The following is a 21,983-nucleotide window of genomic DNA, read 5'->3' as shown; positions in this document are numbered from 1 at the left end:
GCACTTTGTTTGGAGCCTTTGACCATGCTGCTCGCCATCGATGCCGGTAACACCAACATCGTCTTCGCGCTGGTCCGCGACCAGACGATCGTCGCGCGCTGGCGGATCGCGACCGAGGCGCGCCGCACCGCTGACGAATATGCCGTCTGGCTCAGCCAGCTGCTGTCGCTGGAGGGGTTCACCCGGCAGGACGTGACCGGGGTGATCATTGCGACCGTCGTGCCGCGCGCGCTGCACAATCTGCAGACGCTGGCGCGCAAATATTTCAACGCCGAGCCGCTGATCGCGGGCCAGCCGCCGGTCGACTGGGGCATCGACATCGATGTGAAGGAACCGGGCTCGCTGGGGGCCGATCGCGCGGTGAACGCGATTGCCGCACATGCCCGGCACAAGGGCGACCTGATCGTGATCGATTTCGGCACCGCCACCACCTTTGAAGTGATCGATTACAACGGCGCCTATAAGGGCGGGATCATCGCGCCCGGCATCAACCTGTCGCTCGATGCGCTGGTGACGGCGGCGGCCAAGCTGCCGCGCATCGCCATCGAGGCACCGGCTGATGCGAGCGTCATCGGCCGCGACACGGTGAGCCAGATGCATATCGGCATCTATTGGGGCTATATCGGCATGATCGAAGGGCTCGTCGCGCGGCTGAAGGCCGAGATCGGGCGCCCTTCGAAAGTGGTGGCAACCGGCGGGCTGGCGGTGCTGTTCGAGCCCCATACCAGCGTGTTCGACGCGATCGAGCCGGACCTGACCATTCAGGGGCTGGTGATTCTGTGGGAACGCGCCCATATCGCAGCGTGACCGGGGCGTCAGACACTGCGCTCCCACCCATCTTCACTGGCGCCCAGGCCGGCGCCCCTTCATTTTGAGAAAAGATAATAGTGAAACCAGCTAATGAACTGATTTTCCTTGCCCTTGGTGGTTCCGGAGAGATTGGCATGAACGTCAATCTCTATGGCTGCCAGGGCAAATGGCTGATGGTCGATTGCGGCGTCAGCTTTGCCGATGCCGCCTATCCGGGCGTCGACGTGATCCTGCCGGACCTGAGCTTCATCGAAGAGCGGATCGACGATCTGCTCGGCATTGTGCTCACCCATGGGCATGAAGACCATATCGGCGCGCTGCCCTATCTGGCGGAGGATCTGGGCGTGCCGCTTTATGCCGCGCCCTTCACCGCCGGGCTGATCCGCGGCAAGCTGGAGGAGGAGGGGATTGCCGGCCGCGTTGCGCTGAATGTCGTTCCGCCGCAGCAGGATTTTCAGCTGGGGCCGTTTTCGCTCCGCTTCGTGCCGGTCGCGCACTCGATTCCCGAAGGCAATGCGCTGCTGATCGAAACGCCGCTGGGCCGCGTGTTCCACACCGGCGACTGGAAGCTGGACGACACGCCTGTGCTTGGCGCGCCCGTGGCCGCCGAGACGATGGCCGCCATCGGCGACGCCGGCGTGCTCGCGCTGGTGTGCGATTCGACCAATGTGTTCAATCCCGAAGCCTCTGGCTCCGAAGCCGGGGTGCGCGACGGGCTGATGGAAACCGTGGCGGCCGCGCGCGGACGGGTGGTGGTGACGACCTTTGCCTCCAACGCTGCCCGGCTGAAGACCCTGGCCGATGTCGCGCAGGATAGCGGCCGGCAGCTGTGCATCGCCGGCCGCTCGCTGGAGCGCATCCTGAAGGTTGCACGCGCGACCGGGTATCTCACCGATTTCCCCGCGCTCGTCGATTTCGACCAGGCGATGCGCCTGCCGCGCGATCAGGTGCTGATCATTGCGACGGGCGGTCAGGGCGAGGAACGGGCCGCGCTCGCCCGCATCGCGGGGGACAGCCACCCCATCCGGCTGGAGGCGGGCGACACCGTCATCTTCTCGTCAAAGCAGATCCCCGGCAACGAGGTTGCCATCGGCCGCATCCAGAACGCGCTGGCGGCCAAGGGCGTGGTGATGATCACCGATCGTCAGGCGCATGTGCATGTGTCGGGCCATCCCGGCCGGCCGGAACTGGCGCAGATGTATCGCTGGATCAGGCCGCAACTGCTGGTGCCGGTGCATGGCGAGATGCGCCACATGATGGAGCAGGCGCGCTTTGGTCTGGCTCAAGGGGTTCCGGCCGCGCTGGTGCAGAGCGATGGTGATATCGTGCGGCTGGCGCCGGGAGCGCCCGCCAAGATCGGCCATGCGCCGGTCGGCCGGCTGGTGCTGGACGGCGACGTCATCCTGCCCGCCGATGGCGGGACGATCAACGAACGGCGCAAGGTGTCGATCAACGGCCAGATTTCGGTCGCGGTCGCGCTGTCAAAGGGGCGGTTGTTCGGCACGCCGCAGCTGCGCCTGAACGGCGTGCCGGTGGAGGATGAGCGTGGCCCGTTCATCGACGAGGCCGCCGAAGCCGCCGCCGAAGCGGCGCGCGGCAAGCCCCGCGATACCGAAAAGCTGCGCGAGGATGTGCGGCTGGCGGTGCGCCGCGTCGCCACCCGCTGGACGGGAAAGAAGCCGGTGGTCGACGTGCTGCTGATCGAGGCCTGAGCCAATGCCGGTCGGCTCCGCCATTGCCATCTACTTCCTGTTCTGGTGCTTCTCGGTGCTGCTGGTGCTGCCCTTTGGCGTGCGCACGGCGGACGAGGCGGGCGTGCCCAAAGTGCCCGGTCAGGCCGACAGCGCACCGCACGAGTTCCGCCCGTGGCGCGTGGTGCGCCGCGTCACCATCGTCGCGACGCTGTTGTTCGCGCTGTTCATGCTCAACCTGCGCTATGGCTGGGTGACGGCGTCGATGCTCGATTTCTTCAAGGGGTTCGGACCCCAGGTCTGACGGTTCAGGTGCGCAGCCGCTCGATCGCCTGGGCGAGCGCGACATAGAGCTTGCCCATGTCGGAGGAGAGCAAGGTCACCCCCATCGGCGCGCCGTCGCGCTGGGCGAGGACGACGCGCAGCATCGCCTCGAAATCGTGGATGTAGCGGTTCACCTGCTCGCGGAAGACGCCGTCGCTGTCGTGCAGCCGGGCGATTTCGCGCGCTTCGCTGGTGTCGAGCAGCCGCACCGCCCGCCGGGTGAAGACGCCGCGATCCCCCTTCAGATAGGCGGCCCAGGCACTGTCGGCGACATCGGCGGAGAAATGCTTGGCGATGTCGATCGACGCGGAATTGAGCGCCTCGATGAGCAGCGAGGCGCGGCGGCCAAAGCTTTCGGTCTCGGCCTGATCGCGCTCGATGCGCGCCTGTTCGACGCGCTGGTCGACCAGATGGCTGGTTTCGGCAATGGTCAGCAGCTGCTCGGCCAGCCGTTCGCTCGCGCGCTGGGCGGCGGCGACGGCGCCATCGGCGGCGCCGGCGATTTCGGCCAGATGATGCTGGAGCGAGGATTGCACCGCGCGCTGCATCGCCTGGGCGCTGGCGTTTTCGATGAGGGTCGCAGCCTCGGGAATGACGCTGGTCAGCGTCTCGCGCGCACGGTCGGCAGCGGTTGCGGCCGAATCGCGGACCCGGATGAGCGCCTCGATCAGCCGGGGTGCGGCCTGTTCGGCAAAGCTGTGGGTGCGGCCGATCGTCTCGTCGAGCATGTCGCCGATGGCGGCGGCGCGCTCGCGCCCGGTCGCCAGCGTCTCCACGAGCAGGCGCGACAGCTGGTCGAGCGTGTTGCGCTGGTTCTGGATGACCTGCGCGATTGCCTCGATCGCGTCGTGCGTGCTTTCCGCCGCCGTCACCAGCGAGAGCAGCTCGGGCTTGGCCGCCGTCACCACCGCGCGGCTGGCGTTGATGCGCGCGTCGAGCCGTGCCAGCGCCTCCGGCAATGTTTCGTCGATTTCGCGCGCAGCCGAATCGAGCGAGGTGAGCAGGTCCTCGGTGGTGTTGATCACCCCGCGCGCCAGCCCGTCGCCGATCTTCAGCGTCTCGGTCATCGCCTGAGCCGAACCGTCCAGCGCGCTGATCGACGCGGCGAGCATCTTGTTGCGCTCGATGCCGCCCGAATGGAATGCCTCCACCCGTGCCTCGACCACCTGGAACTGATGGTCGAGGTCGCGGACCAGCGCATCGCCCGCCGCGCGCTGGCTTTCCAGCCGGGCGGAGATGCGGGTGATGACTTCCTCCACCGCCGCGATCCGCTCGCCCAGCGCCTCGATGGTGTCGCGGCCGGCACTGTCGAGCGCGGCCTGATTGGCGTTGAGCATCGCCAGCATCGCCTCGCCCTGCGCGGTGATGCCCTTGCGCGCCTCATCAACCGCGCCGGCGGTGCGACCGAGCAGCGCGTCGACGGCGTCGGACATTTCACCGGTCACCGCTTCCAGCCGGGCGCCGGCGGCGTCGCTGGTTGCTTCCATCCGGGCGATGTGCGCGGCGAGTTTCTGAGCGGCGGCGCCGACGATCTGGTCAGCCTCGCGCCCGCGTTCGGTCAGCCCGGCGATGCTCGCGTCGAGTGCTGCGGCCCGCTCGCCGGCGGAAAGACCCAGCTGTTCCAGCGTCGTCGCCATCGCGCCGGTCTCGGCATGCGCGCGCGGCAGCGAGGTCAGCAGCACGTTGAGCGCGTTTTCCGCATTGCCCACTGCTTCGGAAAGGGTGCGCGCCTGCGCATCGGCGCGCGCGACCTGCGCGCTCATCAGGCTGGTAGTGGCGGCCAGCTGATCGGCGGCGCGCTCGCCCATCTGGGCCATGGCCTGCGCCTGCGCGGAGAGCGCCTGGCGGTTGTCCTCCACCCGGGCCGAAACCCGGGCCAGCATTGCTTCCAGCGCGGCGGCCTCTGCCCGCATCGCCTGTGCCGTGGTCGCGAAACGCCGCGCTTCCGCCGTCGACCGGCGCATCGTGAGCAGCCAGACGACGCCGATCAGCGCCAGCGGCACGCACAGCGCCGCCACCAGCTGCACCAGCTCAACCGGCGTCATGCCGCCCCGCACGCTGGGCGCGATCAGCCAGCCCATGCCGCCCAGCCAGCCAGCGGCGGCGGCCAGCGCCAGCACCGGCACGACCCAGGCGAAGCGGGCAGGCGGAGCGGGTTCCTCCACCAGTTCCTCAGCGACCACCGGTTCCGCCGCCGCGATGATGGGCGCACCCGCATCATCGGCCAGTTCGGCAAGCACGTTGTCCAGCAGCAGGCCGTCATCGCCCGGCCCTGCCTGTTCCGTGCCGATCGCATGGATATCGGCCATTGGTGAACCCCCGTTCATCGCGCTCATTTACCATGAATGCGCCGTGAGCGGAATATTGGCAACCTTCGCTTAACCCCTGTGGTTCTACGATACCCTTATGGCCTATGATCCCGGAGCGATTGAAGCCGCACTGGCGGCGGCGGTAGGCGAGGATTCCGCGCTGATCGCCGAGCTGCGGGGTGCGTTTCTGGACAGTGCCGCGCGTTGCCGTGACGCGCTGGATGGCGCGGCGGACGCAGCCGCCTGGCGCCAGGCGGCGCTGCGCCTGAAAGGGTTGGCGGCCAGCTTTGGCGCCGAACGGCTGATGGTGCTGGCCGGCGACGCGGCCGGCAAGCCGCATGACACGCGCGCGCTGCGCCGCATCGATGCCGCGCTTGCCCGGTTTTGAAACGGGCGACGCTTAAACCCCTTTGCCATCCGCGCCTTGCTGGCCTAAGCCGCTCGGCCCATGCTGGCCGGCCTTCTTTTCGCCAATGAAGATGCAGACGACGCGCCCGATGCGCTGGTCGCCACGCTGCCCTTTGGCGGCACGACGCTAATCGAATATCAGGCGCGGCTGCTAATCGCGGCGGGTGCGGCGCATCTGCTGATCGTGGTGGCGCGGCTTACCCCGGAACTGATCGGCGCGATCAACCGGATCGGCCGCCGCGGCGTGGCGGTGGATGCCGTGCGCAGCGCTGCCGAAGCGACCGAGAAGCTCCACCCGCTGGCCGAGGTGATGGTGCTGGCCGGCGGGCTGGTGACGACCGAAAGCCTGCTGGAGGCAATGGCGGCGGTAAGCGGCGATACGCTGATGGTGACCGCCGAGCAGGACGCGCTGCTGGGGCTGGAACGGGTGGGGCACGCTGCGATCTGGGCCGGCATTGCCCGGCTGGGCGCGGGGCGGGTGGCCGATGTTGCGCGGCTGCCGCGCGATTATGACGTGCAGTCTTCGCTGCTGCGCGTGGCGGCGCAGGCCGGGGCGGCGCATCTGCTGCTGCCCGCCGGCCCTGCGCGTGCCGGGCACGGTGTGGAACACAGCCAGGCGCGGCTGCAGGCGCTGAGCGAGGCGACGCTGGCCACATTGGTGTCGCGCCGCCGGCCATGGGCGGATCGCTATCTCGTCGCGCCGCTCGCCCGGGCAGTGCTGCCCGCGCTGCTGCGGCGCCAGATCGGGACCGCGGCGCCAGTGCTGGTGGCGATGGCGCTGATTGCGCTGGCGCTGTTGCTCACGGGTTTCGGCATGGCGGTGGCGGGCCTGCCGCTGCTGTTTCTGGCGCAGGTCGCACTGGCGGCGGGGGGAGCGCTCGCGTCGATGCGCGATGAGGAGCGGCTGGCCCAGCTTCAGCGCGGGCTGGGCGAGGCGGGGGTGCTGGCGGCCGTGCTGCTGATCGGGGCGCGCGCCTGGGTGGACGAGGGAGCGCTGAGCGGCCCGATCGCGGCGGCGGCGCTGGCCCTGTTCGCCAGTTTCGCCAGTCGCGCCGCGCCCGATCCGCCACGCTGGTTCCCCAGTGCGCCCGCCTATGCCCTGCTGCTGCTGCCCTTTGTTGCGGCAGGGCAGGCGCTGGCCGGGCTGCTGGCGGCGGCGGGCTATGCGGCGCTGGCGCTGGGTGCCGGCATTGAGCGGCTGCGCAAAAAGGCTTAGCCTGAATTTAAGGTTGTTTCTCTAGGTCCTGATCCATGTCGATCGTCGGAGACGACATGAACGATGGCGCCATGCCCGGCGCCAGCCACTTGCTCGCGCGCGGGGCAGGGGATGACGTGCGCGCCGATCGCCGCCTGCGGGCCGCGATCGATGACCTTGGCTTGCCTGACGAATTCCGCCTGAACGAGCGCACCCGGCTGACCGTGCAGCGCATGGCAGAGCGGCTGTGCGCGCTGGTCGAGGGCGATGTGCGCCAGGCCGCCGGGCGCCGGCTGGTGGCGGCGGGCCTGCCTGAGCTTGCGTTGGTGCTGGCGGGAGAGGAGCGCATTGCCTATCCCGCGCTGGCGGCCGCCGGGCTGTTTGCCGAGGCCTTTGTCGCGCGCGAATTGCTGGGCCGGGCGGGGCAGGCGCTGCTGGCCGACGCGCTGCCGCTGGCCGCCCCCGATGAGGAGGACCGGCCAAGCCTGCTCGTCCGGCTGGCGGAGGACAAGGACGGCATGGTCGCCGCAGCCGCCGCATCGATGCTGGTCGCCGATGCCCGCCGGCGCGATGCGCTGGACGGGGCGGCCTCGCGCGGCGATGTGAGCGCCGAGCTGCATCACCGGCTGGTCTGGGGCGCGGCTGCCGTGCTCCACCGTGCTCTCATGCCGGCGACGACCGAAGAACAGGCCGCGTTCGACACCGCGCTTACCGAGGGCGCGGCACAGGCACTCGCCGCGCATGACGAGGGCGACCGGGCAGAAGCCGTGGCGCAGCGGCTTGCCGCCACGTTGCGCCCCGGTGATGCCGAACTGCCGCCGCTGCTGATCGGTGCGCTGGGTGACCGGCGGGTGCCGATGTTCGTTGCGCTGCTTGCCCAGCGGCTGGGGCTGGCGGAGGAGGATGTGCGCGACGCGCTGCTCGATCCGGCGCCCGAGCGATTCTGGCTGATGCTGCGCGCCGCCGGGCTGGACCGGCCGACCATTGCCGCGATCGGGCTGGCGTTGTGCGATGCCGATCCGCGCCGCGATGTAGAGTATTTCGCAGATACTTTGGATTGCATCATGGCAGTCTCTCCAACAGCGGCACGTGGAGCCCTTGCGCCGCTTTATCTCCACCCCGATCTGCGCGCGGCCCGCGCCCGGCTGGAGGCGGGGGCATGAACCTGATCGACCCCGCGCTCCCGGTGGTGCACGCCAGCATCGATGCCGCCGGCCGGCTGACCAGCGCCGACGAGCGGCTGGCGATGCTGAACGCAGGCGCCGGTGGCGAGATCGGCCGGCCGATCGCCGTGCCGCAACTGGCGACCTTGGCCCGGCTGGCCCAGCGGCTGCGCACATTGGTGTCGCGCGCGGTGGTGGTCGCCGACGGGGGCGAGGATCTGGAATTGTGGGTGCGCGCGACGCCCGAGAGCGACGGCGGCGTGCGGCTGGCGATCACCGGCTGGCGCCATCGCGGTGCGTGGGTGACGCCGGTCGATGCGCCGCGCGCGCGCGATTTCGTGGCGGGCGAGGGTGGCTGGGCCTGGTCCGCCGACGGGGCGCTGCGGCTCACCCATGTCGCGCTGGAGGCGGGGCGCCGCCATGGCTTTGATCCCGCCGCGCTGCTCGGCAAGCCGGTGACGGCGCTGTTCCGCGTGCGCGAAGGCGAGGATGGCAAGCTGCCCATGCTGGGCGCGCTGGCGCTGCGCGAGCGGTTCAGCGGCCAGCGCGCGGTGCTGCGCGCGAATGGCGCGCAGGTGCTGCTGTCGGCGGTGCCGCTGGCCGATGCGACGGGCGGCTTTGCCGGGCTGGACGGGGTGGCGATCGACATGCCCGCGCCCGCCGCGATGCCGGCCGAGGCGAGCGACGCCTTCACCACCCGGCTCGACGCGGCGCTGCGTGCGCCGCTGGGGCGGATCATCGCCCATGCCGACAGCATCAACGCGCAGGCCGAGGGGCCGCTGCGCCAGGATTATGCCGATTACGCGGCCGATATTGCCGCCGCCGGCCGCCATTTGCTGGGGCTGGTTGACGATCTGGTCGACCTGCAGGCGATCGAACGGCCCGATTACAAGCCGGCCGCCGAGCCCATCGACCTTGCCGATATCGGCCGCCGCGCCGCCGGGCTGCTGCAGGTGCGCGCCGCCGCCGCGCGCGTGCGCATCGACAAGCCCGGTCATGACGAAAGCCTGCCCGCCACCGGCGAGTTTCGCCGCGTGTTGCAGATCATGGTCAACCTCATCGGCAATGCGGTGCGCTATTCGCCCGCCGACGCGACCGTGTGGGTGCGCTGCGACCGCGACGGCGACCGCGCCATCGCCATCGTCGCCGATCAGGGCAAGGGCATCGCGCTGGAGGATCAGGACCGCATCTTCGGCAAGTTCGAGCGTGTCGACGCCAGCGAGCCCGGCGGATCGGGCCTGGGGCTCTACATCGCCCGGCGCCTAGCCCGCGCGATGGGCGGCGACATCATGGTGGACAGCGCACCGGGGCAGGGCGCGCGCTTCATCGTCTCGCTGCCGGCGCGGTAGGGGGCGGTTCTTTGACGTCCTGAACCCGGTTGGAGGACGCGATGCCAACAGCTTCACGTCACCCCGGCCCCCGAGCCGGCGCTTGGCTTCTTTCTCAGCGGTTGCACCGGGTAGCCCGGCCCCGGCTCAAGGCCGGGGCAACGGATTGGCTGGCCGCTAACGCCGCGCCCAGATGATCGCGCCGATCCCCGCCAGCGCGAGCGCCGCGCCGCGCACCGCCCAGGGGCGCTGGTCGAGCATGAAGCTTTCGGGCGGCCAATGGACCCAGCCCAACCCCTGAGCGACCCACAGCAACCCCATGGCCGTGCCCAGCGCGCCGATGACAGTCAGGCCGATGCGGACGCGCTGCCCCTGTCCGTCATTCATCCGCGCTGGCCGAGCGGCACATAATCGCGCTGGGTCGGGCCGGTGTAGAGCTGGCGCGGGCGGCCGATTTTCTGTTCGGGGTCGGCGATCATTTCATTCCACTGCGCAACCCAGCCGACCGTGCGCGCGAGCGCGAACAGCGCGGTGAACATCGTCGTCGGGAAGCCGATTGCCGACAGGATGACGCCCGAATAGAAGTCCACATTGGGGAACAGCTTCTTTTCGATGAAGTAATCGTCCTTCAGCGCCATTTCTTCCAGCTGCAGTGCCACTTCGAAGATCGGGTCGGTGACGTTCATCGCCTTGAACACTTCGCGCACCGTTTGCTGCATCACGGTCGCGCGCGGATCGTAATTCTTGTACACGCGGTGGCCAAAGCCCATCAGGCGGAACGGATCGTTCTTGTCCTTGGCGCGGGCGATATAGTGCGGAATCTTGTCGGGCGTGCCGATCTCGCGCAGCATGTTGAGCGCGGCCTCGTTGGCGCCGCCATGCGCCGGGCCCCACAGACAGGCAATGCCCGCCGCGATGCACGCAAAGGGATTGGCGCCCGACGACCCCGCCAGCCGCACCGTGGAGGTCGACGCGTTCTGCTCGTGATCGGCATGGAGAATGAAGATGCGGTCCAGCGCGCGCTCGGCGACCGGGTTCACCTCATAATCCTCGGCCGGCACGCCAAAGGTCATGCGCAGGAAATTGCCGGTGTAGCTGAGCGAATTCTTGGGATAGAGGAAGGGCTGCCCCACCGAATATTTATACGCCATCGCTGCGATCGTCGGCATCTTGGCGATCAGCCGGTGGCTGGCGATCATCCGCTGGCGCGGATCGGTGATGTCGGTCGAATCATGGTAGAAGGCGCTCAGCGCACCCACCACGCCGCACATCACCGCCATCGGGTGCGCATCGCGCCGGAAGCCGCGATAGAAGGTCGCCAGCTGCTCATGCAGCATGGTGTGGCGGGTGATGGTGTACGAAAACTCGTCCATTTCCGCCTGGTTGGGCAGCTCGCCGTTCAGCAGCAGGTAGCAGACCTCGATGAAGCTGGAATGTTCGGCGAGCTGGCCGATGGGATAGCCACGGTGGAGCAGCACGCCTTCGTCGCCATCGATATAGGTGATGGCGGATTCGCACGCGGCGGTGCTGGTGAAGCCGGGGTCGAAGGTGAACATGCCCGTCTGGGCATAAAGCTTGCGGATGTCGATCACTTCCGGCCCGACGGAACCCGGCAGCACCTTGAAATCATGATCGGCGCCGTTGGCGGTCAGCTTGGCGGTATCGGTCATGCGATCAGTTCCTTCTTGTTCATGCGGCCGGAACGGCCATCTGGTCGGCGATGCGGGCGAGGCTTTCGTCGCGCCCGAGCAGATCGAGCACTTCGAAAATCCCGGGCGATGTCTTGCGACCCGTCAGGGCCGCCCGCAGCGGTTGCGCCACCATCCCTAGCTTCAAACCTTGGGATTCGGCAACATTGCGCACCGCTGGTTCCAGATTTTCCGTATCCCACTGCGGCACTGCGTCAAGCGCGGCATGCACATGCGTGAGTAAGCCGCGTGCATCGGCCGTCAGCAGGTCGCTGGCGGCGGCATCGAGCGACAGCGGGCGCGCGGCGAACAGGAAGCCGGCACCCTCGGCCAGCTCCAGCAGATTGGCCGCGCGCGGCTTCAGCGCCGGCATCGCGCGGACGAGCAGGGCATGCGCCGCGCTGCCCGGGGCAATGCCGCGCCGCGCCGCGACCAGATCGGCCAGCCGCGCATCATCGGCCGCGCGGATATAATGCCCGTTCAGATTTTCGAGCTTTTTCAGGTCAAACCGCGAGGGGCCGCGGCCGACATCGGCAATGTCGAACCACTCAGTCGCCTGATCGCGGCTGATGATCTCGTCATCGCCATGGCCCCAGCCCAGCCGCAGCAGGTAATTGGCCAGCGCCTCGGGCAGGATGCCCATGTCGTCGCGGTACGCCTCAACCCCCAGCGCGCCGTGGCGCTTGGAGAGCTTGGCGCCGTCCGACCCATGGATGAGGGGGACATGAGCATAGACCGGCTCGGACCAGCCCAGCGCCTTGATCATCGCCAGCTGGCGGAAGGCGTTGTTCAGGTGATCATCACCGCGGATGACATGCGTCACCCCCATGTCGTGATCGTCCACCACCACCGCGAGCATATAGGTGGGGGTGCCGTCCGACCGCAGCAGGACCATGTCGTCCAGCTCGTCATTGGCGACGGTCACCGCGCCCTGCACCCGGTCTTCGATGGTCAGCTGCCCGCCGTGCGGCGCCTTGAAGCGGATGACATAGGGCGTGTCGTTGGGCCAGTCGGTGCGCTCGCGCCAGCGCCCGTCATAGCGCAGCGGCAGCTTGGCGGCGCGCTGCTGCTCGCGCAGCTGCTCCAGCTCCTCGGCCTTTGCGTAGCAGCGATAGGCATGGCCGCTGGCCAGCAGGCTGCGCGCGACCTCGGCATGGCGGGCGGCGCGGCTGAACTGATAGACCTCGTCGCCATCCCAATCGAGGCCGAGCCAGCGCATACCGTCGAGAATCGCGGCAATCGCGGCATCGGTGGAGCGGGCGCGGTCGGTATCTTCGATCCGCAGCAGGAACTTGCCGCCATGCCGGCGCGCGAACAGCCAGTTGAACAGTGCGGTGCGGGCGCCGCCAATGTGCAGGAAGCCGGTCGGCGACGGCGCAAAGCGCGTGACGATGCTGCCCGCGCCGAAATCAGAAGTTGCGCCCAAGCGCTGCTGCTCCCAGTAATTTGAAGGTCATGGCCAGGATCGGCGGCACGGCCTCTAGCACGCAGATCGCGCCGCTTCAAATCGCGGCGGGGGGGTGGAGTCGCGCCGCCGCCGCCGGGCTTGAACACTGGCTGGAGGGGGAGGCCGACCAGCTGTTCCTGTGGGTGCCGGTGGCGCTGGGCGGGGGCATTGCGCTGTGGTTCGTGCTGCCCGGGCCGCGCGACTGGGCGCTGGCGCTGCTGGGCCTGCTGGCGCTCGCCTCGGCCGCGATTGCCGGGTTTCGCGGGGGGCGCGGCGCGCGCGCGGTCGCGCTGGGCGCTGGGCTGGCGGCGCTGGGGCTGGCGCTGATCTGGCTGCGCGCGGGGGCGGTGGCGGCACCCGTGCTGGCGCGGCCGGTGGTGGTGACGATGACGGCGCAGGTCGAGCGGGTGGAGCCCCTGCCGCCGCGCGGGCTGGTGCGGCTGACCCTGTTGCCACAGGCGGCGGAAGTGCCGGGCGGTGCCGCCATCGCGCTGCCGGCGCGGGTGCGGGTGAATCTGGACATTGCCGATGCGCCGGCGGACCTGCGCGCGGGGGCGGTGCTGCGGCTGGGCGCGCGGTTGCTGCCGCCGCCGGGGCCGGCGCTGCCTGGTGCTTATGACTATGCGCGCATTGCCTGGTTCGCCGGCATTGGCGCGACGGGGCGGGGCTTTGGCCCGATCGAGCTGCTGCGGGCGGGGCCGGCGGGCGGCGAGCTGCGCCGGGCGCTGTCGGCGCATATCCAGGCGCGGCTGGAGGGCAGCGCCGGGGGGATAGCAGCGGCGCTGGCGACCGGCGATCAGGGCGCGATCACCGCCGATGATGCCGAGGCGATGCGCCGTTCCGGCCTGGCGCATCTGCTGTCGGTCAGCGGACTGCACATCACCGCCGTGGTCGGCGCGGTGATGCTGGCGGTGCTGCGGCTGCTGGCGCTGTCGCCCTGGCTGGCGACGCGGGTGCGGTTGCCGCTGGTTGCGGCGGGCGCGGCGGCGCTGGCGGCGATCGGCTATACGGTGCTGACCGGGGCAGAGGTGCCGACGGTCAGAAGCTGTGTCGCCGCGCTGCTGGTGCTGGTCGCGCTGGCGGCGGGCCGCGCGGCGATGACGCTGCGGCTGGTGGCGGCGGGCGCGATTGCCGTGCTGCTGCTTTGGCCGGAGGCGCTGGCCGGCCCCAGCTTCCAGCTGTCCTTCGCTGCCGTTGCCACCATCGTCGCGCTGGGGGAGGCAGCACCGTTTCGCGCGCTGCTCGCCCCGCGCGAGGAGGGGTGGGGCCGCTGGGCGGCGCGGCGGCTGGCGGCGCTGCTGATCACCGGGCTGGTGGTGGAGGCAGCGCTTGCGCCGATCGCGCTCTATCATTTCCACAAGGCCGGGATTTACGGCGCGCTGGCCAATATCGTCGCCATTCCGCTCACCACCTTCGTCATCATGCCGGTTGAGGCGCTGGCGCTGCTGGCTGATCTGCCGGGGCTGGGCGCGCCGTTCTGGGCGCTGGCCTGGGTGGCGCTGGAGGCATTGCTGTGGATCGCGCGGACGACCGCCGCCGTGCCGGGGGCCGTCGCGCTGCTGCCGGCGATGCCGACCGGGGCGTTTGCGCTGATCGTGCTGGGTGGGCTGTGGCTGGTGCTGTGGCGCACGCGCTGGCGGTTGCTGGGCGCGGCGCCGATCATGGCGGGCGCGCTCTGGGCGGTGCTGACGCCGGCGCCCGACCTGCTGGTGACCGGCGACGGGCGCCATGTCGCGGTGCGGCTGGCCGATGGCCGGCTGGCGATGCTGCGCGAGCGCGCGGGCGATTATGTCCAGTCGGTGCTCGCTGAAAATGGCGGGGTCGATGGCGCGCCCTGGCTGATCGACGGCGCGGACGATGCCCGGTGCAGCCGCGACCTGTGCCTGATCGAGCGGGTGGCGGGCGGGCGGCGCTGGCGGATTCTTGCCACCCGCAGCCTGGACCGGGTGCCGATAACCCCGTTGCTGGCGGCGTGCGCGGCCGCCGACATCGCGATCAGCGAGCGCCGCCTGCCGCGCCGCTGCACCCCGCGCTGGCTGAAGCTCGACCGGGCCGCTTTAAGCGCTACCGGCGGCGTGGCGATCACGCTCGCGTCCGGCCGGGTGACGGCGGTCAACCGGCCGGGCGACGCGCATCCCTGGCGCCGCCCGCCTTTGCTGCCGGGGCGCCCGCGCGATCAGTGATAGCGGCGGAGCAGCCCGGCCAGCTTGCCCTGTATGCGCACCTGGCTGGGGTGGTAACGCTGTGGATCATGAGCGCGGTTGGCCGGGTCCAGCCGCACCATTGCGCCCTCGCGCCGGAAATATTTGAGCGTCGCCTCGCTATCGTCGATCAGCGCCACGACAATCTCGCCATCACGCGCCACATCGGTGCGGCGGATCAGCGCATAGTCGCCGTCCAGAATGCCGGCATCGACCATCGAGTCGCCGGCGACCTCCAGCGCATAATGGTCGCCGCCGCCGAGCAGCGCAGCCGGCACCGCCAGCATCGCCGAATCCTCGAACGCCTCGATCGGCACGCCGGCGGCGATCCGCCCGTGCAGCGGGATTTCGACTACGTCATTGGCCGGTTGCGGTGCCGGGCGCACATTGGCGGGCGTCTTTTTGGGCGCGCCGCGTTCGGGCATGCGCAGCACCTCCAGCGCGCGCGCGCGGTTGGGTAGGCGGCGGATGAACTGCCGCTCCTCCAGCGCGCTGATCAACCGGTGCACGCCGGACTTTGACTTCAGGTCCAGCGCTTCCTTCATTTCCTCGAACGAGGGCGAGACCCCGGTTTCCCGCAGCCGGTCTTCAATGAAGCAGATCAGTTCGTGCTGCTTGCGCGTCAGCATCGGCGTTCCTCCCATTCCCGTCTGGAACAGACATTGAACGATTAGGCAACGAAATGCGCGAAGTCAAGCGATGGAAAGGATTTGCACGGCCTCGCCCGCTGCCGCGGCCGGGGCGTGGCGCGCGCGCACGATCAGGCACTGCGCGGCGGCCAGCGTGGCCAGCATCGCGCTGTCCTGCACCGGGGCGGGGGTGGCGATGCCACCTGTCAGCGTCGCGCGCAGATAATCCTCGCGCCCGTCATTGGCGGGGAGTGCCGCGCCCAGCCTTGCCGACAGGCACACGGGTAGCGGATCGGCCGCGCCCGCCATCGCCGCGATCAGCGGGCGCAGGAACAGCGTGGCGGTGACGAAGGCCGACACCGGATTGCCCGGCAGCCCCAGCACCATCGTCTCGCCACGCCGGCCGGCCATCAGCGGCTTGCCCGGGCGCAGCGCGATCCGCCAGAAATCGATCGTCGCGCCAGCCGCAGTGAGCGCGGGGCGGACCAGATCATGCTCCCCCACTGACGCGCCGCCGCTGGTGACGAGAATGTCGGCGCTGACGCCGGCAAAGGCGGCGGTCTGCTCCGCCAGCCGGTCGGGCAGGATGCCCAGATCCTCGACCACCACTGGCAGGTCGCGCAGAAGCGCGGCCAGCATCACCCCGTTCGCCTCGGGCAGGCGGTCGGTGCCCGTCTCGGCGCCGGGCGGCACCAGCTCGTCGCCAGTCGCTGCAATGGCGATGCGCAGGCGCCGGTTGACCGGCAGCGCGCCATGCCCGGCCGCGGCGGCAAGCGCGATGGCGGCGGGGGAGAGCCGCGCGCCGGCGGGCAGCAGCATGGCGCCCGCCGCAAAATCCATGCCGCGCGGGCGCACATGCCGGCCGATGCGGCCCGGCCCGTCACCGCTCTGGCGGACAAGATCGCCCTCGCGCGCGGCCTCTTCCTGCACCATCACGGTGTCGGCGCCGGCGGGAAGCGCGGCGCCGGTGAAGATGCGCACTGCTTCGCCCGCAGCCACGGCGCCATCAAAGGCCCGCCCCGCCGCGCTTTCGCCAATCACGCGCAGCGGCCCGGGCAGATCGGCGAAGCGCAGCGCATAACCGTCCATCGCCGACAGGTCCGCCGCCGGCTGGTTGCGCCGGGCGATCAGGGGGGCGGCCAGCCAATGCCCGGCGGCCTGGCCGAGCGGCAGCGTGATCGCCGGCACGCGCGGCGCCAGCGCAAACAGCCGCGCCTGCGCGTCGATGACGGAAAGCAACGACATGCATCTGCCAATGGCACATCCCGGGATCGTTGCGAAGCGCTGGAAAGCCGTGCCGACCGCGCAACGGCTTTGCCTCAACTGCATTACACACGTAAGGTACCTTCATGACGCTTCTCCAACTTGACGACATCGCCAAATCCTATGGCCGCAAGCACGTGCTGAGTGGCGTGACGATCGGCTTGTCCGCTGGCCTCACGCTGCTGATGGGGCCAAGCGGCGCGGGCAAGTCGACCCTGTTGCGGCTGATCGCGACCGCCGAAAAGCCGAGCAGCGGGCGCATGAGCTGGCAGGGGGAAGACTTGCCGCGGGCGCGGGGCGCGCTGCGACGCGTGCTCGGCTATGCGCCGCAAGCCGTCGACTTGCCCGATGACCTGACGGCGCGCGAATTCGCGATGCACATCGCGGCCCTGAAAGGACTGGACCTTGCCGCTGCCGACCGGCAATTCGCGACGATCACCGACGCGATCGGGCTCTATCCTGACATCAACCGCCGGATCTCTACCTATTCCGGGGGCATGCGCCGCCGCCTGATCTTTGCGCAGGCCCTGCTGGGAACGCCGAAGCTGCTTGCGCTCGACGAGCCGACAGCCGAGCTCGACGGTGATACCGCGCATCGGCTTGGCCAATTGATGCTGGAGTACGCCCGTACCGCAGCGGTGGTGATGACCACCCACATTGCCGACAAGCTCGCGCCCCACGCGCAGGCGATGCTGTACGTCGCCGACGGGCGCGTCAGCGACGCATGAACAGGCTGGCTATCGCGCGATCATCGCTGATCACCAGCCTGCGCCGTTATTCGCGGAGCTGGGGGCTGTGGCTGGTGCTGCTGGCGGGGCCGGTTGGCGCGCGCTTCATGGTTGCGCGCGACGATGGAACGGGCGTGCAGGTCGCGATTCGCGATCATTTACCGATCATGACATCGGGCATGTTGGGCGTCTCGCTCGGCATCGTTGTGTCGACGCTGCTGCTGCCGGTCGCCTATCTCTATCTTCGGTCTAATGTGATGCGACGCCAGCCTTGGCAGATCGAGGAAGTCAGCGCCGCATCGCGCATGGCAATCGCGCTCGGGCGCTGGGCGGCAGACGCGAGCGTGATGCTCGGCATGCTCGCCACACTCACGCTCGCGGGGTGTTTTCTCGGGTGGCTGATCGTGTCGGGGCCGTTCGACGTGGTGGTGATCAGCTGGACATTGTGGCTGATCGCAGCACCGTCGCTGATCGGCGTGGCGGCGATCCGCATCCTGTTTGATGCCGTGCGATTGACGCGCGGCGCCTGGGGCGATGTGGCGTTCTTCATCCTGTGGCTGGTCAGCATTGCGATGCCCGCTGCCGTGAGCGATCTGCCGACCAGCTTTTCTGTCAACATGTATGACTTTCCCGGTTTTGTGCGGCCGATGGTGGGGACGGCGCCCTCGAGCGGCCCCGATTTCTCGATCGGTTCGACCAATGCCCTGAAACCGGGGCGGGTACGGCTCGACGTGTTCGAAGGGCTGTATGCCGAGGGCTATATTGCGTCGCGCTTTGCCTGGGCGGGAATCGCAGTGCTGATCGCGGCGTTGGCCGGGTTGCTGTACCAGCCGCATGTTGCGCGTCGCAGAGGCCGGGTGGCCACGGCAGTCGACCGGTGGCTGGCGGCAGGTCCGCCGCCTGCGGTCGTAGCGGAGGCGCCGCCAGCGCATGGCATCGCACTGCCGCTTGCCGGGCTGGTGCTTGGTGAATTTCGGCTGATCGGTTCCGGGCGACTATTCCTGCTGGCAGCCGCTGCTGCCGCAGTTGCCGGGTTGTTTGGCGATTATCGGCACATTGGCAGCCCGGCCGCGCTGTTGCTGCTGATCTTCGGGCTGGTCGCGCATGCGGGGCGGAGCGAGGCGCGCGGGCTGTTGGCGCTCACACAGACCACGTTCCTGTCGCCGATGCTCCGGCGGCTGGCGTTCGTCATGGCAGGATCTGGTTGGGCGCTGCTGCTCGCGCTGCCCGCCGCGGCGATCCGGCTGTCGGTCGAGCCGATGCTGTTGGCGCTTGCGGTCGGCGCGGGGGCATCGCTGGTGGCGATGGCGCTCGCCACAATCAGCCGATCGGCGTTCGCACCGCGACTGGTGCTGCTGGTGCTCTGGTATGGTTACCTGTCGACCTAACCTTCAGGCGGAATAGTCGCCGGAGCGGCCGCCGGCCTTGGCGATCAGGCGGACGGGGCCGATCACCATCGCCCGGTCGATCGCCTTGGCCATGTCGTAAAGCGTCAGCAGCGCGATCGAGACGGCGGTCAGCGCTTCCATCTCCACGCCCGTCGGCCCGGTGCAGGCGCAGTGCGCGGTGGCGGTGACGCCCTCCTCATCCATCGCCAGATCGACCGAGACATGGGTGAGCGGCAGCGGATGGCAGAGCGGGATCAGGTCGCTCGTCCGCTTGGCGGCCATGATGCCGGCCAGCCGCGCCACCGCCAAGGCGTCGCCTTTTTTGAGCGTGCCGGCGCGGATCGCGGCGATGGCGTCGGCCGACATGGCAATGCGGCCTTGCGCGGTTGCGGTGCGCGCGGTGGCGGGCTTCGCGCCGACATCCACCATCTGCGCGGCGCCGCTGTCGTCCAGATGGGTCAGCCGGGGCATGGCGCCAGTCTAGCCCGCGTCGCCGGCCGCCGTCGAGCCGCCAAGCAGCGCGCGGGTCGCGCTTTCCACATCATCGGCGCGCATCAACGCCTCGCCGACCAGGAAGCAGTGGACGCCGCGCGCGCGCATCGCGTCGAGATCGTCGCGGCTGGAAAGCCCGCTTTCGGCGACGAAGGTGCAGTCCGGCGGTGCCTTGGCCACCAGTTCATAGGTCCGCTCGAAGCTGACCGAGAAATCGCGCAGGTCGCGGTTGTTGACGCCGATCAGGCGCGATTTCAGCTTCAGCGCGCGCTCCATTTCGCGCGCGTCGTGCACCTCGACCAGCACGTCCATGCCCAGGTCGATGGCGGCGGCTTCGATCTCGGCAAGCGTTGCATCGTCGAGTGCGGCCATGATCAGCAGAATGGCATCCGCCCCCAGCGCGCGCGATTCGGCCGCCTGCCAGGGGTCGACCATGAAATCCTTGCGCAGCACGGGCAGCGCACACACCGCCCGCGCGGCAGCCAGATAGGCGTCGCTGCCCTGAAACCACGGCTCGTCGGTCAGCACCGACAGGCAGGTGGCACCGCCCGCTTCATAGGCGCGGGCATGGGCGGGGGGATCGAAATGCTCGCGGATCACGCCCTTTGAGGGACTCGCCTTCTTGATCTCGGCGATCAGCGCCGGGCCGGTCGCGGCGCGCCGGTCCAGGCTGGCGCGAAAGCCGCGCGGCGCGGTCTGCCCGGCGGCAAGCGCATCGAGCGTGCTCCACGGCGTGCAGGCCTTGCGCGCGGCGACATCGGCGCGCTTGGTTTCCAATATGCGGTCAAGAATGGTCACGAATAGGCTATCCAGCAATTGAGCAGGGCATGGGCAAGGCCGTTGTCGAGCACTTCGCGTGCCTCCTCGGCCCCGCTTCTCAGATCGGCGGCATGGCCCGCCAGCACCAGCGCGGCGGCGGCGTTCAGCAGCACCGCATCGCGATAGGCACCCGCCTCGCCCAGCAGCAGGCGGCGCAGTGCTGCCGCATTATAGGCCGGGTCGCCGCCCCGGATCGCGGCGATCGGGTGGCGGGGTAGGCCGGCATCCTCCGGCATCACGCGGGCGGCAAGCGACGCGCTGCCGACGGTGACGACCACGCTCGGCCCGGCGCCCGACAGTTCGTCCAGCCCCTCCTCGCCCGAGACAACGAGCGCGGCCCCGGTGCCCAGCATCGCCAGCGCTTGCGCATAGACGGGCGCATAATCGGGCCGGGCAATGCCGATCAGCTGGCGGTCGACCTGCGCGGGGTTGGCGAGCGGCCCCATCAGGTTGAAGATGGTGCGCTTGCCGATCCGCTGGCGGATGGGGGTGATGCGCCGCATCGCCGGGTGATGGTTCGCCGCGAACAGAAAGCAGATGCCCAGGTCGCGCAGGCTCGCCTCGGCCAGCCGCCCGGCGCGCGCCATGTCCAGCCCCAGCGCCTCCAGCGTGTCGGCCGCCCCCGCCTTGGACGAGGCGGCACGGTTGCCATGCTTGGCGACCGGCACGCCGCATGCCGCGACGATCAGCGACACCGCGGTCGAGACGTTGAGCGTATGGTGCCCGTCACCGCCGGTGCCGCACACGTCGATGGCGCCGGCGGGCGCGGCAATGGGGATCAGCCGCGCACGCAGTGCCCGGGCCGCCTCGGCAATTTCGGTTGCCGTCTCGCCACGCCGGGTGAGCGCGATCAGGAAATCGGCAATCGCCTCCTCGCTCACCCGCGCGTCGAGAATGTCGGCAAAGGCCGCTGCCGCCGCCTCGGCGCTCAGCGGATGGGCGGGATCGGGCAGGGTGGTGGCCACGCTCATCCGCGCGGCCGGGGCGACATGCCGGCCAGCGCCATGAAATTGGCCAGCATTGCATGGCCATGCTCGGTGGCGATGCTTTCGGGGTGGAACTGCACGCCGTGGATGGGCAGCGTGCGGTGGCGGAAACCCATTACCGAGCCATCATCGGCGGTGGCGTTCACCACCAGCTCGTCGGGCGCGCCCTCCACGATCAGCGAGTGATAGCGCGTCGCGGTGAAGGGCGAGGGGAGACCGGTGAACAGCCCGGTGCCGTCATGCCGCACGGGGCTGGTCTTGCCGTGCATCAGCCCGCCACGCACCACGCGCCCGCCAAAATGCTGGCCGATCGCCTGATGGCCCAGGCACACGCCCAGCAGCGGCTTGCCCGCCTCGGCACAGGCGGCGACCAGATCGAGCGAGATGCCCGCTTCGTTGGGCGTTTTCGGCCCCGGCGAGATGAGAAAGGCATGGGCGTTGGTCGCCACCGCTTCGGCCGCGGTCAGCGCGTCGTTGCGCACCACCTGCACCTGTGCCCCCAGCTCCATCAGATAATGGACCAGGTTCCAGGTGAAGCTGTCGTAATTGTCGATCACCAAAATCATCGTGTCGCCGACATAGCTATGCGGCGCGCCAGCGCAACCTGCGCCTTGCATGTGCTGCAATTGCCCATACATGCTGGGTTCAGCCGGGCCGGATGAACCTGGCGCCCCGGCGATGGAGGGTGAAGCGAATGTCCCGATGGTTGATTGCCCTGCTCGCCATGGCCGCGCCCGCGCCGCTGCTGGCCCAGTCGGGACAGGTCATCACGCTCGACGATGGCACGATGCAGGGCGAGCCGCCGCAGCGCATCCGCAGCATCCTCCTCACCCCCGGCCAGACCTGCCCCAAGCCCGAGGGCAATGAAGTGGTGGTGTGCGCGCCGTCCGAAAGCCCCTATCGCATTCCGGTGCGGCTGCGCGACGGGCCGGTGGGGCCAGCCAGCCAGAGCTGGGCCACGCGCGCGCTGGCGCTGGATGCAGAGGCGCGCCGGGCAAGCGGGCTGCCCTTCACCTGTTCGCCCAATGGCACGGCGGGCTTTACCGGCTGCACCAACATCCTGCTGCAGAACTGGGCCGCCGGCCGCACGCAGCCGGGCGTGCCATAACCGTCG

At 69.5% G+C, this 21,983-nt stretch carries 21 protein-coding genes; 11 read left to right on the top strand and 10 right to left on the bottom strand.

The window, feature by feature from the left end; all coding sequences use genetic code 11:
- The first annotated feature begins 24 nt into the window (after positions 1-24).
- The 3 genes from K2Y03_RS04630 (at position 25) to K2Y03_RS04620 (ending at position 2,805) form a co-directional block, all read left to right on the top strand.
- On the top strand, positions 25-807 hold the full coding sequence (locus K2Y03_RS04630; RefSeq protein ID WP_294088641.1) for a type III pantothenate kinase: 783 nt from the start codon (positions 25-27) through the stop codon (positions 805-807).
- Between the two features lie 80 nt (positions 808-887).
- Positions 888-2,522 carry a ribonuclease J gene (locus tag K2Y03_RS04625; RefSeq protein ID WP_294088640.1) on the top strand — a complete coding sequence of 545 codons (1,635 nt, stop codon included), beginning with the start codon at positions 888-890 and terminating at the stop codon, positions 2,520-2,522.
- 4 nt (positions 2,523-2,526) lie between these two features.
- Complete coding sequence (locus K2Y03_RS04620; RefSeq protein ID WP_294088639.1) at positions 2,527-2,805, top strand: DUF1467 family protein; 279 nt, start codon at positions 2,527-2,529, stop codon at positions 2,803-2,805.
- 4 nt (positions 2,806-2,809) lie between these two features.
- Here the strand turns inward: K2Y03_RS04620 and K2Y03_RS04615 are convergent, their stop codons facing one another.
- Positions 2,810-5,161 (bottom strand): hypothetical protein, encoded by a 2,352-nt coding sequence (locus K2Y03_RS04615; RefSeq protein ID WP_294088638.1) that lies wholly within the window; start codon positions 5,159-5,161, stop codon positions 2,810-2,812.
- 70 nt (positions 5,162-5,231) lie between these two features.
- On the opposite strand from K2Y03_RS04615, the gene K2Y03_RS04610 reads away from it, so the two are divergent.
- From K2Y03_RS04610 to K2Y03_RS04595, 4 genes are read left to right on the top strand one after another with little or no spacing between them, the layout of a single operon-like run.
- A complete protein-coding gene (locus tag K2Y03_RS04610) occupies positions 5,232-5,522 on the top strand; it encodes an Hpt domain-containing protein (RefSeq protein WP_294088637.1) in 291 nt (96 codons plus the stop codon).
- Positions 5,523-5,582: 60 nt separating this feature from the next.
- A complete protein-coding gene (locus K2Y03_RS04605) occupies positions 5,583-6,758 on the top strand; it encodes a hypothetical protein (RefSeq protein WP_294088636.1) in 1,176 nt (391 codons plus the stop codon).
- 35 nt (positions 6,759-6,793) lie between these two features.
- A complete protein-coding gene (locus K2Y03_RS04600) occupies positions 6,794-7,900 on the top strand; it encodes a DUF2336 domain-containing protein (protein WP_294088635.1) in 1,107 nt (368 codons plus the stop codon).
- The gene (locus tag K2Y03_RS04595) at positions 7,897-9,249 is read left to right on the top strand and encodes a PAS domain-containing sensor histidine kinase (protein WP_294088634.1); all 1,353 of its coding nucleotides are present in this window, start codon (positions 7,897-7,899) and stop codon (positions 9,247-9,249) included. Before K2Y03_RS04600 ends, K2Y03_RS04595 begins: the two co-directional genes overlap by 4 nt.
- A 156-nt stretch (positions 9,250-9,405) precedes the next feature.
- On the opposite strand, the gene K2Y03_RS04590 is transcribed toward K2Y03_RS04595, so the two are convergent.
- The 3 genes from K2Y03_RS04590 to gltX are packed head-to-tail and all read right to left on the bottom strand — an operon-like array spanning position 9,406 to position 12,342.
- Entirely contained in the window at positions 9,406-9,615 is a 210-nt protein-coding gene (locus K2Y03_RS04590; RefSeq protein ID WP_294088632.1) for a hypothetical protein, read from the bottom strand.
- Entirely contained in the window at positions 9,612-10,898 is a 1,287-nt protein-coding gene (locus K2Y03_RS04585; RefSeq protein ID WP_294088630.1) for a citrate synthase, read from the bottom strand. The genes K2Y03_RS04590 and K2Y03_RS04585 overlap by 4 nt, the downstream gene beginning before the upstream one ends.
- Before the next feature lie 19 nt (positions 10,899-10,917).
- On the bottom strand, positions 10,918-12,342 hold the full coding sequence (gltX, locus tag K2Y03_RS04580; RefSeq protein ID WP_294088628.1) for a glutamate--tRNA ligase: 1,425 nt from the start codon (positions 12,340-12,342) through the stop codon (positions 10,918-10,920).
- A gap of 29 nt (positions 12,343-12,371) precedes the next feature.
- Between gltX and K2Y03_RS04575 the strand changes: the two genes are divergently transcribed.
- The gene (locus K2Y03_RS04575; protein WP_294088626.1) at positions 12,372-14,546 is read left to right on the top strand and encodes a ComEC/Rec2 family competence protein; all 2,175 of its coding nucleotides are present in this window, start codon (positions 12,372-12,374) and stop codon (positions 14,544-14,546) included.
- Here the strand turns inward: K2Y03_RS04575 and lexA are convergent.
- Together lexA and glp are read right to left on the bottom strand one after the other, a co-directional pair.
- Positions 14,540-15,193, bottom strand: a complete 654-nt coding sequence (gene lexA, locus K2Y03_RS04570) for a transcriptional repressor LexA (protein ID WP_294088622.1) — start codon at positions 15,191-15,193, stop codon at positions 14,540-14,542. The two genes, K2Y03_RS04575 and lexA, sit on opposite strands and share 7 nt — an antisense overlap.
- 63 nt (positions 15,194-15,256) lie before the next feature.
- Positions 15,257-16,438 carry a gephyrin-like molybdotransferase Glp gene (glp, locus tag K2Y03_RS04565; RefSeq protein WP_294088620.1) on the bottom strand — a complete coding sequence of 394 codons (1,182 nt, stop codon included), beginning with the start codon at positions 16,436-16,438 and terminating at the stop codon, positions 15,257-15,259.
- Between the two features lie 104 nt (positions 16,439-16,542).
- Here glp and K2Y03_RS04560 point away from each other — a divergent pair, with 104 nt between their 5' ends.
- Together K2Y03_RS04560 and K2Y03_RS04555 are read left to right on the top strand one after the other, a co-directional pair.
- Positions 16,543-17,184, top strand: a complete 642-nt coding sequence (locus K2Y03_RS04560; protein ID WP_294088618.1) for an ATP-binding cassette domain-containing protein — start codon at positions 16,543-16,545, stop codon at positions 17,182-17,184.
- Positions 17,181-18,572, top strand: a complete 1,392-nt coding sequence (locus K2Y03_RS04555; RefSeq protein ID WP_294088616.1) for a hypothetical protein — start codon at positions 17,181-17,183, stop codon at positions 18,570-18,572. The genes K2Y03_RS04560 and K2Y03_RS04555 overlap by 4 nt, the downstream gene beginning before the upstream one ends.
- Before the next feature lie 3 nt (positions 18,573-18,575).
- Here K2Y03_RS04555 and moaC read toward each other — a convergent pair whose 3' ends face one another.
- From moaC to K2Y03_RS04535, 4 genes are read right to left on the bottom strand one after another with little or no spacing between them, the layout of a single operon-like run.
- Positions 18,576-19,043 carry a cyclic pyranopterin monophosphate synthase MoaC gene (gene moaC / locus K2Y03_RS04550; RefSeq protein WP_294088614.1) on the bottom strand — a complete coding sequence of 156 codons (468 nt, stop codon included), beginning with the start codon at positions 19,041-19,043 and terminating at the stop codon, positions 18,576-18,578.
- Between the two features lie 9 nt (positions 19,044-19,052).
- The gene (gene trpC / locus K2Y03_RS04545; protein ID WP_294088612.1) at positions 19,053-19,862 is read right to left on the bottom strand and encodes an indole-3-glycerol phosphate synthase TrpC; all 810 of its coding nucleotides are present in this window, start codon (positions 19,860-19,862) and stop codon (positions 19,053-19,055) included.
- The gene (gene trpD / locus K2Y03_RS04540; protein WP_294088610.1) at positions 19,859-20,854 is read right to left on the bottom strand and encodes an anthranilate phosphoribosyltransferase; all 996 of its coding nucleotides are present in this window, start codon (positions 20,852-20,854) and stop codon (positions 19,859-19,861) included. The genes trpC and trpD overlap by 4 nt, the downstream gene beginning before the upstream one ends.
- The gene (locus K2Y03_RS04535) at positions 20,851-21,435 is read right to left on the bottom strand and encodes an aminodeoxychorismate/anthranilate synthase component II (RefSeq protein ID WP_294088608.1); all 585 of its coding nucleotides are present in this window, start codon (positions 21,433-21,435) and stop codon (positions 20,851-20,853) included. The genes trpD and K2Y03_RS04535 overlap by 4 nt, the downstream gene beginning before the upstream one ends.
- A 128-nt stretch (positions 21,436-21,563) precedes the next feature.
- On the opposite strand from K2Y03_RS04535, the gene K2Y03_RS04530 reads away from it, so the two are divergent.
- The gene (locus K2Y03_RS04530) at positions 21,564-21,977 is read left to right on the top strand and encodes a hypothetical protein (protein ID WP_294088607.1); all 414 of its coding nucleotides are present in this window, start codon (positions 21,564-21,566) and stop codon (positions 21,975-21,977) included.
- Positions 21,978-21,983: the final 6 nt, after the last annotated feature.

It is taken from the genome of Sphingomonas sp. (assembly GCF_019746015.1).
Lineage (GTDB): Bacteria > Pseudomonadota > Alphaproteobacteria > Sphingomonadales > Sphingomonadaceae > Sphingomonas.
This window is presented reverse-complemented; position numbering and strand designations above follow the sequence as displayed.

Excerpts from the sequence above, each read along its gene's own strand:
- K2Y03_RS04610 (WP_294088637.1), top strand. The coding sequence starts at position 5,232 with ATGGCCTATGATCCCGGAGCGATTGAAGCCGCACTGGCGGCGGCGGTA.
- K2Y03_RS04575 (WP_294088626.1), top strand. The coding sequence starts at position 12,372 with ATGGCCAGGATCGGCGGCACGGCCTCTAGCACGCAGATCGCGCCGCTT.
- K2Y03_RS04590 (WP_294088632.1), bottom strand. The coding sequence starts at position 9,615 with ATGAATGACGGACAGGGGCAGCGCGTCCGCATCGGCCTGACTGTCATC.
- K2Y03_RS04585 (WP_294088630.1), bottom strand. The coding sequence starts at position 10,898 with ATGACCGATACCGCCAAGCTGACCGCCAACGGCGCCGATCATGATTTC.
- K2Y03_RS04560 (WP_294088618.1), top strand. The coding sequence starts at position 16,543 with ATGACGCTTCTCCAACTTGACGACATCGCCAAATCCTATGGCCGCAAG.
- K2Y03_RS04555 (WP_294088616.1), top strand. The coding sequence starts at position 17,181 with ATGAACAGGCTGGCTATCGCGCGATCATCGCTGATCACCAGCCTGCGC.
- K2Y03_RS04530 (WP_294088607.1), top strand. The coding sequence starts at position 21,564 with ATGTCCCGATGGTTGATTGCCCTGCTCGCCATGGCCGCGCCCGCGCCG.
- K2Y03_RS04620 (WP_294088639.1), top strand. The coding sequence starts at position 2,527 with ATGCCGGTCGGCTCCGCCATTGCCATCTACTTCCTGTTCTGGTGCTTC.
- K2Y03_RS04630 (WP_294088641.1), top strand. The coding sequence starts at position 25 with ATGCTGCTCGCCATCGATGCCGGTAACACCAACATCGTCTTCGCGCTG.
- K2Y03_RS04605 (WP_294088636.1), top strand. The coding sequence starts at position 5,583 with ATGCTGGCCGGCCTTCTTTTCGCCAATGAAGATGCAGACGACGCGCCC.
- K2Y03_RS04615 (WP_294088638.1), bottom strand. The coding sequence starts at position 5,161 with ATGAGCGCGATGAACGGGGGTTCACCAATGGCCGATATCCATGCGATC.
- moaC (WP_294088614.1), bottom strand. The coding sequence starts at position 19,043 with ATGCCCCGGCTGACCCATCTGGACGACAGCGGCGCCGCGCAGATGGTG.
- K2Y03_RS04595 (WP_294088634.1), top strand. The coding sequence starts at position 7,897 with ATGAACCTGATCGACCCCGCGCTCCCGGTGGTGCACGCCAGCATCGAT.
- K2Y03_RS04600 (WP_294088635.1), top strand. The coding sequence starts at position 6,794 with ATGTCGATCGTCGGAGACGACATGAACGATGGCGCCATGCCCGGCGCC.
- glp (WP_294088620.1), bottom strand. The coding sequence starts at position 16,438 with ATGTCGTTGCTTTCCGTCATCGACGCGCAGGCGCGGCTGTTTGCGCTG.
- trpD (WP_294088610.1), bottom strand. The coding sequence starts at position 20,854 with ATGAGCGTGGCCACCACCCTGCCCGATCCCGCCCATCCGCTGAGCGCC.
- K2Y03_RS04535 (WP_294088608.1), bottom strand. The coding sequence starts at position 21,435 with ATGATTTTGGTGATCGACAATTACGACAGCTTCACCTGGAACCTGGTC.
- lexA (WP_294088622.1), bottom strand. The coding sequence starts at position 15,193 with ATGCTGACGCGCAAGCAGCACGAACTGATCTGCTTCATTGAAGACCGG.